This is a genomic window from Streptomyces sp. NPDC017940 (assembly GCF_044328435.1).
Classification (GTDB): domain Bacteria; phylum Actinomycetota; class Actinomycetes; order Streptomycetales; family Streptomycetaceae; genus Streptomyces.
Window position 1 is genome coordinate 966614 of sequence record NZ_JBIRHJ010000002.1, and the last position, 16181, is coordinate 982794.

At 72.9% G+C, this 16181-nt stretch carries 11 protein-coding genes; 6 read left to right on the top strand and 5 right to left on the bottom strand.

All coding sequences use genetic code 11. From position 1 onward, the window contains the following. Nucleotides 1-51 precede the first annotated feature (51 nt). The 4 genes from ACH4DX_RS09715 to ACH4DX_RS09730 form a co-directional block, all read right to left on the bottom strand. On the bottom strand, nt 52-774 hold the full coding sequence (locus ACH4DX_RS09715; protein ID WP_398154685.1) for a class I SAM-dependent methyltransferase: 723 nt from the start codon (nt 772-774) through the stop codon (nt 52-54). A 204-nt stretch (nt 775-978) separates the two neighbouring features. Then, a complete protein-coding gene (locus ACH4DX_RS09720) occupies nt 979-3450 on the bottom strand; it encodes a SpoIIE family protein phosphatase (protein ID WP_398154686.1) in 2472 nt (823 codons plus the stop codon). Between the two features lie 189 nt (nt 3451-3639). Then, nucleotides 3640-6108, bottom strand: a complete 2469-nt coding sequence (locus ACH4DX_RS09725) for an MFS transporter (RefSeq protein WP_398154687.1) — start codon at nt 6106-6108, stop codon at nt 3640-3642. A gap of 239 nt (nt 6109-6347) precedes the next feature. Continuing rightward, entirely contained in the window at nt 6348-6791 is a 444-nt protein-coding gene (locus ACH4DX_RS09730) for an SRPBCC family protein (RefSeq protein WP_398115013.1), read from the bottom strand. A 165-nt stretch (nt 6792-6956) separates the two neighbouring features. Here ACH4DX_RS09730 and ACH4DX_RS09735 point away from each other — a divergent pair, with 165 nt between their 5' ends. The 3 genes from ACH4DX_RS09735 (at nt 6957) to ACH4DX_RS09745 (ending at nt 10284) form a co-directional block, all read left to right on the top strand. Next, nucleotides 6957-7988, top strand: a complete 1032-nt coding sequence (locus ACH4DX_RS09735) for an Rv2578c family radical SAM protein (RefSeq protein ID WP_398154688.1) — start codon at nt 6957-6959, stop codon at nt 7986-7988. Between the two features lie 166 nt (nt 7989-8154). Continuing rightward, complete coding sequence (locus ACH4DX_RS09740; protein ID WP_398154689.1) at nt 8155-9762, top strand: alpha/beta hydrolase; 1608 nt, start codon at nt 8155-8157, stop codon at nt 9760-9762. 123 nt (nt 9763-9885) lie between these two features. Further along, nucleotides 9886-10284 carry a RidA family protein gene (locus ACH4DX_RS09745; protein ID WP_398154690.1) on the top strand — a complete coding sequence of 133 codons (399 nt, stop codon included), beginning with the start codon at nt 9886-9888 and terminating at the stop codon, nt 10282-10284. Nucleotides 10285-10528: 244 nt separating this feature from the next. On the opposite strand, the gene ACH4DX_RS09750 is transcribed toward ACH4DX_RS09745, so the two are convergent. Then, complete coding sequence (locus ACH4DX_RS09750) at nt 10529-11122, bottom strand: adenylosuccinate lyase (protein ID WP_398154691.1); 594 nt, start codon at nt 11120-11122, stop codon at nt 10529-10531. A gap of 380 nt (nt 11123-11502) precedes the next feature. On the opposite strand from ACH4DX_RS09750, the gene ACH4DX_RS09755 reads away from it, so the two are divergent. The 3 genes from ACH4DX_RS09755 (at nt 11503) to ccrA (ending at nt 16169) form a co-directional block, all read left to right on the top strand. Next, nucleotides 11503-13293 (top strand): 3-hydroxyacyl-CoA dehydrogenase family protein, encoded by a 1791-nt coding sequence (locus tag ACH4DX_RS09755; protein ID WP_398115023.1) that lies wholly within the window; start codon nt 11503-11505, stop codon nt 13291-13293. A gap of 118 nt (nt 13294-13411) precedes the next feature. Continuing rightward, entirely contained in the window at nt 13412-14239 is an 828-nt protein-coding gene (locus tag ACH4DX_RS09760) for a TetR family transcriptional regulator (RefSeq protein WP_398154775.1), read from the top strand. A 592-nt stretch (nt 14240-14831) separates the two neighbouring features. Then, nucleotides 14832-16169, top strand: a complete 1338-nt coding sequence (gene ccrA / locus ACH4DX_RS09765; RefSeq protein WP_398115027.1) for a crotonyl-CoA carboxylase/reductase — start codon at nt 14832-14834, stop codon at nt 16167-16169. The last annotated feature ends 12 nt before the right edge of the window (nt 16170-16181 follow it).

Here is a 16181-nt window from a genome sequence, read left to right on the forward strand (position 1 = left end):
GCCTGTGGATAACTCTCACCGGCCCAGACCAGTGCCGTCACTCGGGGCGCCCTACGACCGCCCCGCGACCAGCCATCGCGAGGGCAGTTCGATGCGGCTGCCGTCCGCCGCGCGCTCGGTCGTCAGGAGCGGCAGCTCACCGTTCGCGAACACCGTGAGCCCCGCCTCGCGGACGAATGCGGCGACGTCCGCGTCGGCCACCTCGCCCGGCGCGATGCCGTGGGCGAAGACGGGGGCCAGCTTGGGCGGCGGCCCCCCGGCGCCCTCGGCCAGGCCGCGCAGGACGGGGCCCGCGGCCTCGGCGAGTTCGACGGCGAAGGCCCGGCCGCGTTCGCCGACGAGCGCCGCGATGCCGTGCAGGAGCGGCTGCCGGTCGGCGGGCTCGCACTGGTGCAGGACCCCGCGCATGTACACGTTCACGTCGCCCAGTTCGGCGTGCAGCTGCTCGAGCTCGCTCCGCTCGGCGGCGTCGAGCTGGCGGAACTCGGCCTGACCCGCCGGGTCCCCCGCCCTGGCGCGGGCCACGGCGGCCGCCGACAGGTCCACGCCGAGCACCCGCGGGAAGCGGTCGGCGAGGAAGCGGGTCTGGGTGCCGTTGCCGCAGCCGAGGTCCACCAGGGGCAGTCCCGGAGCGGTCAGATACGGCTCGAACAGGGCCAGGTGGCGGCCCGCGGTGAGGGCGGGCTCGGAGTCCCAGAGGACGGCGCCCGCCTCCGGGGGCGCCTCGCCCCAGAACCCCTCCCACGCCTGCTGGTACCGACTGGTGACGCCCATGCCCAACTCCCCGGAGATGCGACTGGCGTCGCCGAAGCCGGCGACAAGATCGGTCTACCGCGCGCGGGGGCGCCCGACAAGTCACCGGCGCACACCTTCTCTGCGCTTTCGACCCGCGTTCGCCCGGGGCGCGGGCCCGGGGCCCGTCGCGTGCGGACCGGTTCCGTGGGGAAATGACGGCGTGCGGGACTGCGGCGGGCGGAACTAACGCCCTGACAGCGCCAGTTCGAACCACACGGTCTTGCCGCCGCTGGTCCTGCTGGTGCCCCACTCCTTGGCGAGGCTGGTGACGATGCGCAGGCCGCGCCCGAACTCGTCGCCGGGCCCCGCGCTGAGCAGTGTGGGGAGCGTCGCGTCGTCGTCCTCGACCTCGCACAGGAGTCGTCCGGAGCGCACCAGACGCAGCCCGATGCGACCGCCGTGCGTGTGCCGTACGGCGTTGGTGACGAGTTCGCCGGCGAGCAGCACGGCGGTGTCGGCGAGGGCGTCGAGGCCCCAGTCCCGCAGTCGGGCGCGGACCAGGTCGCGGGCCCTGCTGACCTCACTGGGGTCGGGGGCGAGCCGCCAGTGCCCGACGTCCGTGGAGGCTACGCCGTTGAGCCTGGCCATCAGGAGGGCCACGTCGTCCTTGCGGCCGCCGCTGCCCGCTTCGGAGAAGGTCGCGGCGAGGGACCGGATGATGGTGTCGCAGGCGGCGTCCATGGACGCCGCCGGGTGGGCGGCCGACTCGACGAGGGTGGCGAGGCCGACACCGATGTCCTCGCCGCGCACCTCGACCAGGCCGTCGGTGCACATCAGGAGCCGGTCACCGGCGGCGACCCGGACCCGTACGGACTCGAACGGCACGCCGCCGACGCCGATGGGCGCGCCGGTGGGCAGGTCGAGCAGTTCGCTGCGGCCGTCGACGGCGCGTACCAGGACGGGCGGGATGTGGCCCGCGTTGGCCAGGTGCAGTTCGCCGGTGATCGGGTCGTACACCGCGTACAGGCAGGTCGCCAGATAGTGCTCGCCGAGCCGCTGCGCCAGGTCGTCGAGGTTGCGCAGGAGTTGGGCGGGCGGCAGGTCGAGGGCCGCCATGGTCTGTACGGCCGTGCGCAACTGTCCCATCATCGCCGCGGAGTTGAGGCCGTGCCCCATGACGTCGCCGACGACGAGGGCGGTGCGCGCCCCCGGCAGTTTCACCGAGTCGAACCAGTCGCCGCCGACCCGGCCGAGCAGGGTGCCCGGGAGGTAGCGGGTGGCGATGTCGCATCCCGACATGCGGGGTTCGATGTGCGGCAGCATGCTGTCCTGGAGGGTGTCGGCGACCGACTCCTGGTAGGTGTACATGCGGGCGTTGTCCAGGACGAGGCCCGCGCGGGCGGCCAGTTCGGCGCCGGTGACGCGGTCCATGTCGGTGAAGACGGGCCGCTCCCGGTGGCGCAGCAGGATCATGAAGCCGAGGACGACGTTGCGTGCCTTCAGGGGTACGACCAGCATCGACCGGTGGTTGATCAGCGGCCGGATGTCGCGCTTCTCGAACTGGGAGGCGATGGCGTTGCCCATCTCCTCCGTGATGCGCGGTACGAGGACGGGGTCGCCGGAGGTCATGCACTGGAAGAACGGGGTGTGGGCGGGGAACGGCATGGACTCGCCGACCGGCACCACGTCGTCCCAGCGGCCCGGCTCGTCGGTGTGCTCGACGGCGACGCGGTGCCACATCGTGGTCTCGTCGGGCACCCCGTCCGGGAAGCCCTCGCCCGCGACGACCTGCTCGCGCAGATAGGTGCCCGCGACGTCCGTGAACCGCGGTACGACGGCCTTGCTGACCTCCTGGATGGTGCGGGCCAGGTCGAGCGAGGAACCGATGCGCCCGCTCACCTCGTTGAGGAACTCCAGGTGCTCGCGAACCGCCGCGTACTCGAGGTCCTCGGCCTCGTCGTCCGCGCCGCGGGCCTCCGGGGCGGGGGCGAGGCCGGCGGCGGCCGCGGCTTCGGCGCGCCGCCTGCGGGCCCGGCGCTCGGCGCGCCGCGGCACACCCCAGTCGGGGGTGACGGGTACGCGGTCGTGCTGGCTGAACTCCAGGACGGGATAGCCGAGTTCCAGGACCTGCGCGACGATGCGGGCGCTCTCTCCGACGCTCATGCTCGGCAGGATGTCCGGGAGGCGATGGGCGAGTTCGTCGGCGCCGGGGAAGTCGGTGTGCAGGGCGAAGCCGGGCGCTATGCGCTCCATGCGGTCGGCGGGGGCGCCTTCGGCCCCGCCCGCCGCGGTCAGCCGGGCGGCGTCGGCGGCGAGGACGAGCAGCCGCTCGGGCCCGGGCCCCACGAGGGGGTAGGCCCACCACAGGACGTCGATGCGGCCGTGCCCGTGCGGTGCGGGGGTCAGCCGGGCGCGGCCCGCGGCGGGGTAGGACGTGCGGCCGTCCAGGGTGCTGCCGAGGTCGGGGCCGTCGGGGCCGAGCACGTCGTGGTCCCCGTAGGCGGTGTCGTCCTGCGGGAGTGCTCCGGAGACGGGCAGCAGGTCGCCTGCGGGGCGGCCCACGGCTTCCTCCTTGGCGTACCCGAACAGGCGGCGCGCGCCGGTGCTCCAGTGGGACACCAGGCCTTCGCCGTCGATGACGACCACGGCCAGGGGGACGCGGCCGGACACACCGCTGTGCGCGGCCGGTCCGCCGTCCGGGCTCCCACGCTCCATGGCTTCGGCTCCTTCCCGCGGCGCGGCAAGCAAGACCTGCGTCGTCCCGAGCCACCGTCCGTCCCCGACCACCGTACGGCGGTCGCGGTCCGCCGTGCGGCGCTATCCGGGAAATTCCCGCGGCGGGGCGCCGCCGGAGCGAGACTCCGCGTCCCGGCTCGGGAGCGAGAGCCCCCGCGCTCGCGGATCTCAGTCCTCGTGCCCCAGTTGCAGGTCCCGTTCCGTCCTGCCGCCGCCCGCCACCTGGAGGACCGTGGCGACCGGCGGGTATCCGGCCGCGATCACGGTGTACTCGCCCGACGACAGGTCGATGAAGCGGAAGGTGCCTTCGGGGCCGGTGGTGAGGGTGTCCACGACGTTGCCCGCGGCGTCCAGGAGCGTCACGCGCGCGTCCTCGACGGGCCGTCCGCCCCCGGCGCGCACGGTGCCGCGCAGCACCGCTCCCCCGGCGAGTTCGATGTCCTGGCGGGTCTCCCGTGAGGCCTGCACGCTGACGGGCAGCGCGGCCGGGCGGAAGGCGGGCGCGCTGCCGGCCAGGGTGTACTCGCCCGCCACCAGGTCCGTGATCACATAGCCGCCCTCGCGCCCGCTGCGGGTGGCGGCGACGACCTCGCCGCGTACGTCGGTGAGGGTCACGGCGGCGTCCCGTACGGGCGTGCCGTCGGCGGTGCGGACGCTGCCCGCGAGCCGCCCCGCGCCGCCGAGGACCACGTCGAGCCCCACCGGGCGCTCGCCGACGGTGACCGTGACGGCCTGCGGCTGGTGGCCGCCCGCCGCGGCGATCAGGACGAACGACCCGGCCCCCGGCGTCGAGAGGGCGTACCGCCCGTCGTCGCCGCTCGCACCGCGTCCGATCTGGCGGCCGGTGACGTCGATGAGCGTCAGGGCCGCGCGCGGTACGACGGTGCCGTCCGGGTGCTGCACGGTGCCGCAGACGGGCAGTCCCGCCGCGTACGCGGTGCGCGCGGGCGGGACGGCGGCCTCCGTGACGGGCGCGTGCACGGGGCCCGGGGCGTGCGGGGAGGGCGGCTGCGGGATCGTGGACGACACGGCGCTGGACACGAGGGGGGTCTCCTTGAGGAAGCAGGCGAGCAGCAGGCCGAGGACGAGGACCGGGACCAGGTAGAGGAAGATCCGCGGCATCGCGTCCGCGTACGCCTGGATGTAGCCGTCGCGCAGCGGGGCGGGCAGCGCGTGGACGAGGTGCGGGGTGATCGATTCGGCGTCGGGCAGGTCGGCGCCCGCGGGCAGCCGTCCGTCGAGGGCGTCGGTGAGGCGGTCGGCGAAGAGGGTGCCGAAGACCGCGGCGCCGACGCTCCCGCCGACCTGCCGGAAGTAGTTGTTGGCGCTGGTGGCGGTGCCGAGGTCGGCGGGCGGCACGGCGTTCTGCACGGCGAGGACGAGCACCGGCATGACCAGGCCGACACCGGCGCCGAGGAGTGCCATCCAGATGCTGTACTGCACCTGTGGCGTGTCCGCCTCGAGCCGGGACAGGAGGTACATGCCGACCACGGAGAGGGCGCTGCCGAGGACCGGGTAGATCCGGTAGCGCCCGGTGTGGCTGATGAGTTGGCCCGCGACGATCGACGCGCCGACGACTCCGCCCATCATCGGCAGCATCAGGAGGCCGGACTCCGTGGCGCTCGCCCCGTCGACCATCTGTAGGTAGGTCGGCAGGTAACTGGCGGCTCCGAAGAGCGCGACGCCCACGACGAGGCCTACTAGACCCGTGATGTTGAAGACCGAATCACGGAACAGGCGCAACGGGATGATCGGTTCTGCCGCGAAGCGTTCGACGAGGAGGAAGAGCAGGCAGGAGACGACGGCGCCCGCGGCGAGTCCGAGGACGACGCGCGAGCCCCAGGCGTACTCGGTGCCGCCCCAACTGGTCAGCAGGACCAGGCAGGTGGAGGCGGCGGCGAGGAGCAGCGCGCCGAGGACGTCGAACCTGCCCCGGGCCGCGGGCTTCGGGAGCTTCAGGACGAGGGTGACGACCAGGAGCGTGACCAGGCCGAAGGGCACGTTGAAGTAGAAGCACCAGCGCCAGGAGACATGGTCGGTGAAGAAGCCGCCGAGGAGCGGTCCGGCGACGGAGGCCAGGCCGAAGGAGGCGCCGATCATGCCCATGTAGCGGCCTCGCGCACGCGGCGGCACGATGTCGGCGATGATCGCCTGGACGCCGATCATGAGGCCGCCCGCGCCGATGCCCTGGAGGGCCCGGAAGGCGATGAGCTGGTCCATGGTGCGGGACCAGCCCGCGAGCGCGGAGCCGACGACGAAGACGACGATGGCGAACTGGAAGACGCCCTTGCGGCCGTAGAGGTCGCCGAGCTTGCCGTAGATGGGCAGGCCGACGGTGGAGGTCAGCAGGTAGGCGGTGATCGCCCAGGACATCCTGTCCAGGCCGTGCAGCTCGCCGACGATCTTCGGCAGCGCGGTGGCGACGATCATCTGCTCGAGCGCGGCGAGCAGCAGGGCGAGCATCAGCGCGAGGAAGACCGTGCGGACCCGGGCGGGGCCGAGCCCCTGCGGGGCCGGGTGCGCGGCGCCCGGTGGCGGCGGCTGCCGGGACAGGTCCTGCCCCGGTGCCCCCGCCGGGGGTTGAGCGGCCGCCCGTTCACCGTGTCCGGCGCCCGTCGCCAGCGTCGTCCCGCCCACCTGGTGCTCCCCTCGTCGCGCCCGCGCCGCCCATCCCTCGCATCACGCGCCAACATAGAAGTAAGCGCGCAAGCGGGACGAGTCGCACCGGGCGCGCACCGGCGCGCGTTCGCGCCGGTGAGAGCCCTGTGGCGGACGACTGGGCCGTTGTGAGAACCACTCGAACCGGTGAGCGTGACAACAACCCCGAGCGGGTGCGGGAGTTGGCGGGCCGGGGGCGTCCGGCCCGCCGCGCGGGGCTACTTCTCGACTTCGGCGGCGAGCCTGTCGAGCACCGCGTCGTAGATCCGGGCGAGGCCCTTGGGCGCGAACGTCTTCTCGAAGAAGCCGCCGATGCCGCCCGCGCCGTTCCACACCGTGGTGACGACGACGCGTGCGGCGCCCTCGCCGGCCGGGGTCACCCGCCAGGTGGTGACCATGGACGAGTTGCGGTCCTTCTCGACGAGCTCGCCGTCGGTGGGCTCGCTCACCTCGAGCAGGCAGTCACGGATCCGCTTGCTGGTGGCCTGGAGCTTCCAGTGGACGAGGGTGCCCTCGCCGTCGCCGCCCTCGCGCACCTCGTACTCGCTGAAGTGCTCCGGAAGGATCTTCGCGCGGGTGCCGCTGTAGTCGGCCAGCGCATCGAAGACGTCCTCCGGCCGTGCCGCGATGATGCGCTCAGTGACCGCCTCGACCTGCGCCATTGCGTTTCCTCCAGCAGTTGTAGGTGTCTCGCGGGTGGGACGGTCAGCCAACCACCCCGCACACCGGCGCCCCAAATCGGGGTCCGTGCCACGTTCGCACGATCAAGGGAACATGTGTTCTATTCTGTGGTCGGGGGTGCTCGTCACTGTCACGGAGGAGGCGCCATGCGCTGGGAGAATCTGTCCGACGGCCCGCGAGCGGCCGCCGCGGACGCCGCGCTGTTCGGCGCCGACGCGGTGACCACGCGGACCGACACCCCCGGGTTCCGCGGGATCACCTTCCACGAGATCCGGGCGAAGTCGATCGTGAACCGGGTGCCGGGGGCGTCGCGGATGCCCTTCGAGTGGACGGTCAACCCCTACCGCGGCTGCACGCACGCGTGCGTGTACTGCTTCGCCCGCAAGACGCACAGCTATCTGGACCTCGACACCGGCCTGGGCTTCGACAGCCAGATCGTGGTGAAGGTCAACGCCCCCGAGCTGCTGCGCCACCGGCTCGCCTCGCCCCGCTGGCACGGCGAGCACATCGCGATGGGCACCAACGTCGACTGCTACCAGCGCGCGGAGGGCAGGTACGCGCTGATGCCGGGCATCATCGAGGCGCTGCGCGACCACGCCAACCCGTTCTCGATCCTCACCAAGGGCACGCTGATCCTGCGCGACCTCGATCTCCTGCGGCAGGCCGCCGCCGTCACGGACGTGGGCGTCTCGGTGTCCGTGGGCTTCGTGGACGAGCAGCTGTGGCGCACGGTCGAGCCGGGCACCCCCGCGCCGGGCCGCCGCCTGGAGGTCGTGCGCACCCTGAGCGAGCACGGCATCGGCTGCGGAGTCCTGATGGCACCGGTGATCCCGTTCCTCGGCGACCACCCGGACCAGCTGCGCGCCACGGTGCGGGCGATCGCCGAGGCCGGGGCGACCTCCGTGACACCGCTCGCGCTGCACCTGCGGCCCGGCGCCCGCGAGTGGTTCATGGCCTGGCTCGCCCGGGAGCACCCGCACCTGGTGCGGCGGTACGAGCGCCTGTACGCCGGCGGTGCCTACGCCCCGAAGTGGTACCAGCGCCGGATCACCCGGTACGTGCACGACCTGGCCCAAGAGTTCGGCATCGGCCCCGCCCGCGCGGGCGGGGCCCGCCGCATACCCGAGCCCGAGCGGGTACCGCCCGCCCCGGAGGGCACGCAGCTCACCCTGTTGTGACGTGCCGGTGCCGACAGGGGGCACCGGCACTGGGCCATCGCGGGGGTCACCGTGCTCCTTTCAGGTAATCGCCTCCTGGATCGGCGTCTTCGGGGCGGGCTTTCCGCGACGATGCCGCGGGGGTCGTGGGCCTCGCGGCCCCGAACCCTCCGCCCTGGGAGGCTCGATGAGAGCAACCGCCGTCTCGTTGTGCGGCGCCGCCGTCCTGGTGACCGGTCTGGTCGCGGCGGTCCCGTCCGCCGCGGGCACCACCCCCCGCGCCCCGCACACCCCGCACCACCTGGCGTGGAAGAAGTGCCCGACGAAGAACCACCCCGAGCTCCAGTGCGCGTCCGTGCGGGTACCGCTCGATCACGACCGGCCGCACGGCAAGAAGATCGCCCTGGCCCTCTCGCGGATCCCGCACACCGCGAAGCACTACCGGGGCCCGCTCCTCGTGAACCCCGGCGGCCCCGGCGGCAGCGGTCTGAGCATGGCCGGCTCCGTCGCCAAGGCGCTGCCCGAGAAGGTGGCCGCCGGATACGACGTCATCGGCTTCGACCCGCGCGGCGTCGGCCGGAGCAAACCCGCCCTGAACTGCCGCCCCGGCCACTTCACCCCGGTCCGGCCCTCCTCGGTGCCGTACACGCACTCCCTGGAGCTGGCCAACATCGACCGCGCGCGGACGTTCGCGCGGGCCTGCGCCTCCAAGTACGCGGACGTGCTGCCGTTCATCGACACGGTCAGCGCGGCCAGGGACCTGGACGTGATCCGCGCCCGCCTCGGCGACCGGCGGATCAGCTATCTCGGGTACTCGTACGGCACCTACCTGGGCGCCGTGTACGCCAAGCTGTTCCCCGAGCGGGTCCGTCGCATGGCTCTGGACTCCGTGGTCGACCCGCACAAGGTCTGGTACGACGCCAACCTCACCCAGGACCACGCCTTCGAGGCCCGCCACCAGGCCTTCCTGGCCTGGACCGCCAAGCACCACGCGAAGTACCGGCTCGGCTCGGACCCGGCGCGGGTGGAGTCGCGGTGGCACGCCATGCGCGCCGCCCTCGCCGAGAAGCCGGCCGGCGGGAAGGTCGGCGCGGCCGAGCTGGAGGACACCTTCATGCCGGGCGCCTACTTCGACGGCTACTGGCCGGTCCTGGCCGAAGTGTTCTCCGCGTACGCCTACGGCGGGAAGACGGCTCCGCTCGTGCGGGCGTACGAGAAGGCCGGGGCGCAGGGCGCGGCGGGCGAGAACAGCTACTCCGTCTACACCGCGATGGGCTGCCGGGACGCGGGCTGGCCGCGCGACTGGGCGCAGTGGAGCGGTGACCACTGGCAGGCGCACGCGAAGTCGCCCTTCATGACTTGGAACAACGCCTGGTACAACGCTCCGTGCGCGTTCTGGCGGGTGCCCTCGCTCGACCCGGTGGACGTGACGAACCGCTCCCTGCCTCCGGTGCTGCTGCTCCAGGCCACCGACGACGCGGCGACCCCTTACGGCGGTGCGGTCACGATGCACCGGAAGCTGCGCGGATCGAGCCTGGTCGTGGAGCAGGGCGGGGGCAACCACGGCGTCACCCTGCGCGGGAACGCCTGCCTCGACCGGCATCTGGCGAGGTATCTGACGTCCGGTGAGGTGCCGCGCCGCAACGGTGGGACCGGCGAGGCCGACGCGGTGTGCGAGCGGCTGCCCGAGCCCGGGCCGAAGGGCACGGCACGGGGTGCGCGGGCCGCCGGCCCGGGTACGGAGCTGCACGGCTCGGGTACGGAGCTGCACGGCCTGGTGGGGTTCCGCGGCTGACACCGCGCGTACGCGGTCAGGGCCCGGGCGCGGCGCACAGCCCGCCCCGGTCCTGGCCGGTCCCGGCCCTGGCCGCGGGGTCCGTCGGGGGCGTTGTCGGTGCCATGGTCCACCATGGGGATCATGAGCCGACTGACGCACATCCACGCCCCCACCGGAGTCGCGCCCGCGACGGCGTACACCCATGTCGTGACGGGCTCGGGCCGCCTCGTCGCCGTCTCCGGGCAGGTGGCCGTCGACGAGCGGGGCGAGCTGGTCGGCGCGGGCGACCCGGCGGCGCAGGCACGCCAGGTGTTCGAGAACCTGCGGCGCTGTCTGGCCGCCGCGGGTGCCGGTTTCGACGACGTGATCAAGCTGACGTACTTCGTCACGGACACGGCGTACATGCCGGCGGTCCGGGCCGCGCGGGACGCCTTCCTCGACCCCGACCGCCTGCCCGCCGCCTCGGCCGTCCAGGTCGCGGCCCTGGTGGCGCCCGAATTCCTGATGGAGATAGAGGCGTTGGCGGTGGTGCCCGAGTAGCACCCGAGGGACCGGCCCCGGTCGGCACCTCGCCCCGCCGCCGCACACGGAACCCGCACCACCGCGGGGGGTTCGCACCGCACCCGGCACACCCGGGACCACACCCGGCACCCGCACCGCTCCCGGCCCCCCGGGAACCACGTCCGGCACCTGCACCACGTGCGGAACCCCGCACCGCACCCGGCACCCACCCGCGTGCGCAACCCCACCCCGCACCCGACACCCGCACCACGCGCGCAACCGCTCAGGACCCCTGCGCCCGCACCGTCACCCGTGCCAGCGCCGCCGCGGCCGCCGCCGCGAGCCGCGGGTTGGCGGACGCGGCCGTGAGCACCGGTATGGCCCGCGCGTCCCCGAGCGCCCCGAGTCCTTCCACGCACGCGAGGGCGACCTTGCCGTAGGGGTCGTTGGGCGTGAGGCGGCGCTGGAGGGTGACGATCAGCGCGGGCGCCGACTCCGGGGCCCGCAGCTCCGTGAGCAGCCGCACCGGGTGCAGGGCGTAGGCGACCCGCAGCTCGTTCGTCGCGAGGGCGGCCGCCGCGCGCGCGGTGCGCGGGTCGCCGAGGCGCGCCAGGGCGTACGCGGCGGCGGCGCAGCGCGGCGGATCCCGGTGGTTGAGCAGCAGCACGAGGGACTCGAAGGCCCTGCGGTCCCCCAGCAGCCCCAGTCTGACCGCGGCCAACTCCCGCGCCCACAGCGGCTGTCCGGGAGCGTGCAGGACCTCCGCGAGCGCGTCCGGCTCACCGGCGGCCAGCAGTCTCCCGTACAGATCCAGCGCTCCCGACGCCGCTGCCTCGCGTCGTAAGCGATCCGTCACCGTCCGCAACTCCGCATCCATGCGGTGAGCCTAGTCGCGACGGAGGTCACAGACACCGGGGGCTGGCGCGCTCGTTACTCACGGGTTAATCTCATGTGAGCGGGGCACACTCCCCGTACGCAGTTCGCTCTCAGCATCTCGACTCATGACGGCCTGGTGACGCAGCCGTCGCGAGTGTTGTCGGTTCGGTACGCATGTACCGCAGGACGGTGTGGCTCCGGGACAGGGCCCGCCGGTTCTTCCTTCGTGCGCATTCCGCACATCTTCCGCACGCCGTATGTCACTTCACGCCCGCTTGCGTGCTTGCCACGCCCGCGCGTGCGTCCCGTGCCCGGCGTGCTGCTCGCCACGCGCCGTGCGCGTGCGCCCCTCAGTCGTCACTCACTTCCTGGAGTCCACCCATGGACGCTCCCCTCAACCCCATCAACACGGTCGCCGTCGTCGGTCTGGGCACGATGGGCACGGGTATCGCCGAAGTCCTGGTCCGCGCGGGCCGCGAGGTCGTCGGCATCGACATCAGCGAGCGGGCCGCCGCCCACGCCGTCGCCTCCTTGGAGGCCTCCACGGCGCGCGCCGTGCGCCGGGAGCGGCTCACCGAGCGCGAGCGCGACGACGCGCTCGCGCGCTTGCGCACCTCCACCGATCTGCGCGCCGCGGCCGACGCCGACCTGGTCGTGGAGGTCGTCCCGGAGTCGTACGAGATCAAGCAGCGGATCTTCCGTGAGCTCGACGGCCTGGTCAGGACCGACACCATCCTCGCGACCGGCACCAACGCGCTCTCGGTGACCCGCCTCGCCGCCGAATCCGCCCACCCCGAGCGGGTGCTCGGCATGCACTTCTTCAACCCGGCCCCGGCGATGAGGCTCGTCGAGATCGTCTCGTCCGTGCTCACCGCGCCGGCCGCCGTCGCCGCCGTCACGGATCTGGCGCACGCGCTCGGCAAGGAGCCCGTGGCCGTCGGCGACCGCCCCGGCTTCGTCGCCGACGGGCTGCTCTTCGGCTACCTCAACCAGGCGGCGGCGATGTACGAGTCGAAGTACGCGAGCCGGGAGGACATCGACGCGGCGATGCGGCTCGGCTGCGGCCTGCCGATGGGCCCACTCGCGCTGCTCGACCTGATCGGCGTCGACACCGCCCGCACGGTCCTCGACGCGATGTACGCCGAGTCGCGGGACCGGCTGCACGCGCCCGCCCCGATCCTCAAGCAGCTCAGCGAGGCGGGCCTGACGGGGCGCAAGGCGGGCCGCGGCTTCTACACGTACGCGGAACCGGGCGGTGGCGAGGTGGTGCGGGACTCCGCGACCCCCCTGGAGGGCACGCGGCAGGCGCGCGGGCGCGAGGTCCGCTCCGTCGGTGTCGCCGGGTCCGGCACCATGGCGTCCGGCATCGCGGAGGTCTTCGCCAAGGCCGGGTACGACGTGGTGCTCGTCGCCCGCACCGAGGAGAAGGCCGCGGCGGCCAAGGCCCGGATCGCGGGGTCCCTCTCGCGCTCGGTCGCCAAGGGGCGCATGACGTCGGAGGCCGCGGCCAAGACGTTGGACCGGGTCTCGCCGAGCGGGTCGTACGAGGCGTTCGCCGACGTCGACCTCGCCCTGGAGGCGGTCGCGGAGGACCTGGAGGTCAAGCGGCAGCTGTTCACGACGCTCGACAAGGTCTGCAAGCCCGGCGCCGTCCTCGCCACCACCACGTCCTCGCTGCCGGTCGTCGCCTGCGCCCGCGCCACCTCGCGCCCCGGTGACGTGATCGGCCTGCACTTCTTCAACCCGGCCCCGGCGATGAAGCTCGTCGAGGTCGTGCGCACGGTCCTGACCGAGGACGACGTGCACGCCACGGCCCGCGAGGTGTGCGCGTCCATCAAGAAGCACCCGGTGGACTGCGGCGACCGGGCCGGCTTCATCGTGAACGCGCTGCTCTTCCCGTACCTGAACAACGCGATCAAGATGGTCGAGGAGCACTACGCCTCCCTCGACGACATCGACGCCGCGATGAAGCTGGGCGGCGGCTACCCCATGGGCCCCTTCGAGCTCCTCGACGTCGTGGGCCTGGATGTCTCCCTGGCCATCGAGAAGGTGCTGCACCGCGAGTTCCGCGAGCCGGGCCTCGCGCCCGCGCCGCTGCTCGAACACCTGGTGGCCGCGGGCTGCCTCGGCCGCAAGACGGGCCGTGGCTTCCGCGAACATGCCAGGCGCTGACCGGCGCGCGGACCCCGGGCCCGGAGCACAGCGGGCGGTGCGCGCCGAGCGCGCGGACTGGGGCGGGCTGCTCGAACCCCCGGGCGGCCCCGTCCCGCATCCGCACCTGCCTGCGCACATGCAGTACGTTCAGGGCATGCCCAAGGCCGCCAAGACCCCTCGTACGACAGCTACGCCCGACGCTCCGGAGAGCGCCGCGGGCAGCCGCGCCGCAGCCCAACGGCTCAAGATGCGCCGCGAGCTGGCGGCCGCCGCCATGGAGCTCTTCGCCTCCAAGGGCTACGAGGCGACGACGGTCGACGAGATCGCCGCCGCGGCCGGGGTGGCCCGGCGGACCTTCTTCCGCCACTTCCGCTCCAAGGAAGAGGCCATCTTCCCCGACCACGACGACACCTTGATCCGCGCGGAGGCGGTCCTGAACGCGGCACCCGCGCACGAGCACCCGCTCGACACCGTGTGCCGCGGCATCAAGGAAGTCATGAAGATGTACGCGGCCTCGCCCGCCGTCTCCGTGGAGCGGTACCGCCTGACGCGGGAGGTCCCGACGCTGCGCGAGCGCGAGATCGCCTCCGTGGCGCGCTACGAACGCCTCTTCACCCGCTATCTCCTCGGCCACTTCGACGAGCAGGCGCACCACCACGGCAACGACGATCCGCTGCTCGCCGAGGTGGCGGCGTCCGCCGTGGTGACGGCGCACAACCACGTCCTGCGGCGGTGGCTGCGCGCCGGCGGCCAGGGGGACGTGGAGGCCCACCTGGACCATGCCTTCGGCATCGTCCGGCGGACCTTCGGCACCGGCATTCCCGCCGGGCGGGACACGGCGTCCTCCCCGGGGGCGGCCGCCGTCTCCGACGGGGGTGAGGTCCTCGTGGCCGTGGCCCGCACCGACGCGCCCCTCGACGAGGTCATGCGCACCATCGAAAAGGCCCTCCGCACCCGCGCCTGACTTCTCCTCCCCCGCCCCCCGCCCCGCTCCGTCTGGGGCTGCGCCCCTTTCCCCCCTATCGCCGCTCCGCGGCTCGTCCTCAAACGCCGGACGGGCTGAGACCCCCAGACGTGGGCCCGGCGCGTGGTTCTTCAGCCCGTCCGGCGTTTGAGGACGAGGCGCGCAGCGCCGTCAAGGGGGGTCCAGGGGGCGCAGCCCCCGGTTACGGGAAAGGGGCGGGACTGGGGCGCCCCGCGAGGGACAGCACCCGCACCCCACCTGACCTGCAATGATCGATCATCGCTCAGATGAAGCTCCCCGCCGTCAACTGAGACAAACTCTTGGCACTGAGTGTCTTGCCGACTGGCACGCGGTGTCATACGTTGATGTCGTCCGAGCGGCCGACGGGAGGAGAACCTCCCCCCACCGGCTGTCCCCGCAAGCCTCAGGCAAGCGCGCCCGGACGCCTGCGTCACAGGCACCCCCCGCGCCCCACCACGGCGCCGCCGCACAGCACCACCTCCGCCGAACCGACGGCACACCCCTCTTCAAGGACCACCCCGACGTACCCCCCAGAGCGCTCCCCGAAAGCGCCCTTCGCCGGAGGCACCCCATGCAGGAAATCCTGGACGCGATCCAGTCGCCGGACACCTCGGCCGCCGACTTCGCCGCACTGCCGCTGCCCGAGTCCTACCGCGCGGTGACCGTGCACAAGGACGAGACGGAGCTGTTCGCCGGGCTCCCCACGCGCGACAAGGACCCGCGCAAGTCGCTGCACCTGGACGACGTCCCGGTGCCCGAACTGGGCCCGGGCGAGGCACTGGTGGCCGTGATGGCGTCCTCCGTGAACTACAACTCGGTGTGGACGTCGATCTTCGAGCCGATGTCGACCTTCGGCTTCCTCGAGCGCTACGGCAAGCTCAGCGACCTCAGCAAGCGCCACGACCTGCCGTACCACATCATCGGCTCCGACCTCGCGGGCGTCGTGCTGCGCACCGGACCCGGCGTGAACGCCTGGCGCCCCGGTGACGAGGTCGTCGCGCACTGCCTCTCGGTGGAGATGGAGTCCTCCGACGGCCACAACGACACGATGCTCGACCCCGAGCAGCGCATCTGGGGCTTCGAGACCAACTTCGGCGGGCTCGCGGAGATCGCCCTGGTGAAGTCCAACCAGCTGATGCCGAAGCCGGACCACCTGAGCTGGGAGGAGGCGGCGGCTCCCGGCCTGGTGAACTCCACGGCCTACCGGCAGCTCGTCTCCCGCAACGGCGCCGGCATGAAGCAGGGCGACAACGTGCTCATCTGGGGCGCGAGCGGCGGACTCGGCTCGTACGCCACGCAGTTCGCGCTCGCGGGCGGCGCCAACCCCATCTGTGTCGTCTCCTCGCCGCAGAAGGCCGACATCTGCCGGGCCATGGGCGCCGACGCCATCATCGACCGCAACGCCGAGGGCTACACGTTCTGGAAGGACGAGCGCACCCAGGACCCCAAGGAGTGGAAGCGCTTCGGCAAGCGCATCCGCGAACTCACCGGCGGCGAGGACATCGACATCGTCTTCGAACACCCCGGCCGCGAGACCTTCGGCGCCTCCGTGTACGTCACACGCAAGGGCGGCACCATCACCACCTGCGCCTCGACCTCGGGCTATCTGCACGAGTACGACAACCGCTACCTGTGGATGTCCCTGAAGCGCATCATCGGCTCCCACTTCGCCAACTACCGCGAGGCCTGGGAGGCCAACCGCCTCATCGCCAAGGGCAAGATCCACCCCACGCTCTCCAAGGTGTACTCCCTGGAGGACACCGGGCAGGCCGCCTACGACGTGCACCGCAATCTGCACCAGGGCAAGGTCGGCGTGCTCGCGCTCGCGCCCGAGGAGGGCCTCGGGGTGCGCGACCACGACAAGCGCGCCCTCCACGTCGACGCCATCAACCGGTTCCGCGACATCTGAGGGGCGGGGACC

Bases quoted from the DNA above. Each gene is read 5' to 3' on its own strand.
- ACH4DX_RS09715 (WP_398154685.1), bottom strand. From the start codon at position 774: ATGGGCGTCACCAGTCGGTACCAGCAGGCGTGGGAGGGGTTCTGGGGC.
- ACH4DX_RS09720 (WP_398154686.1), bottom strand. From the start codon at position 3,450: ATGGAGCGTGGGAGCCCGGACGGCGGACCGGCCGCGCACAGCGGTGTG.
- ACH4DX_RS09730 (WP_398115013.1), bottom strand. From the start codon at position 6,791: ATGGCGCAGGTCGAGGCGGTCACTGAGCGCATCATCGCGGCACGGCCG.
- ACH4DX_RS09735 (WP_398154688.1), top strand. From the start codon at position 6,957: ATGCGCTGGGAGAATCTGTCCGACGGCCCGCGAGCGGCCGCCGCGGAC.
- ACH4DX_RS09740 (WP_398154689.1), top strand. From the start codon at position 8,155: ATGAGAGCAACCGCCGTCTCGTTGTGCGGCGCCGCCGTCCTGGTGACC.
- ACH4DX_RS09745 (WP_398154690.1), top strand. From the start codon at position 9,886: ATGAGCCGACTGACGCACATCCACGCCCCCACCGGAGTCGCGCCCGCG.
- ACH4DX_RS09750 (WP_398154691.1), bottom strand. From the start codon at position 11,122: ATGGATGCGGAGTTGCGGACGGTGACGGATCGCTTACGACGCGAGGCA.
- ACH4DX_RS09755 (WP_398115023.1), top strand. From the start codon at position 11,503: ATGGACGCTCCCCTCAACCCCATCAACACGGTCGCCGTCGTCGGTCTG.
- ACH4DX_RS09760 (WP_398154775.1), top strand. From the start codon at position 13,412: ATGCAGTACGTTCAGGGCATGCCCAAGGCCGCCAAGACCCCTCGTACG.
- ccrA (WP_398115027.1), top strand. From the start codon at position 14,832: ATGCAGGAAATCCTGGACGCGATCCAGTCGCCGGACACCTCGGCCGCC.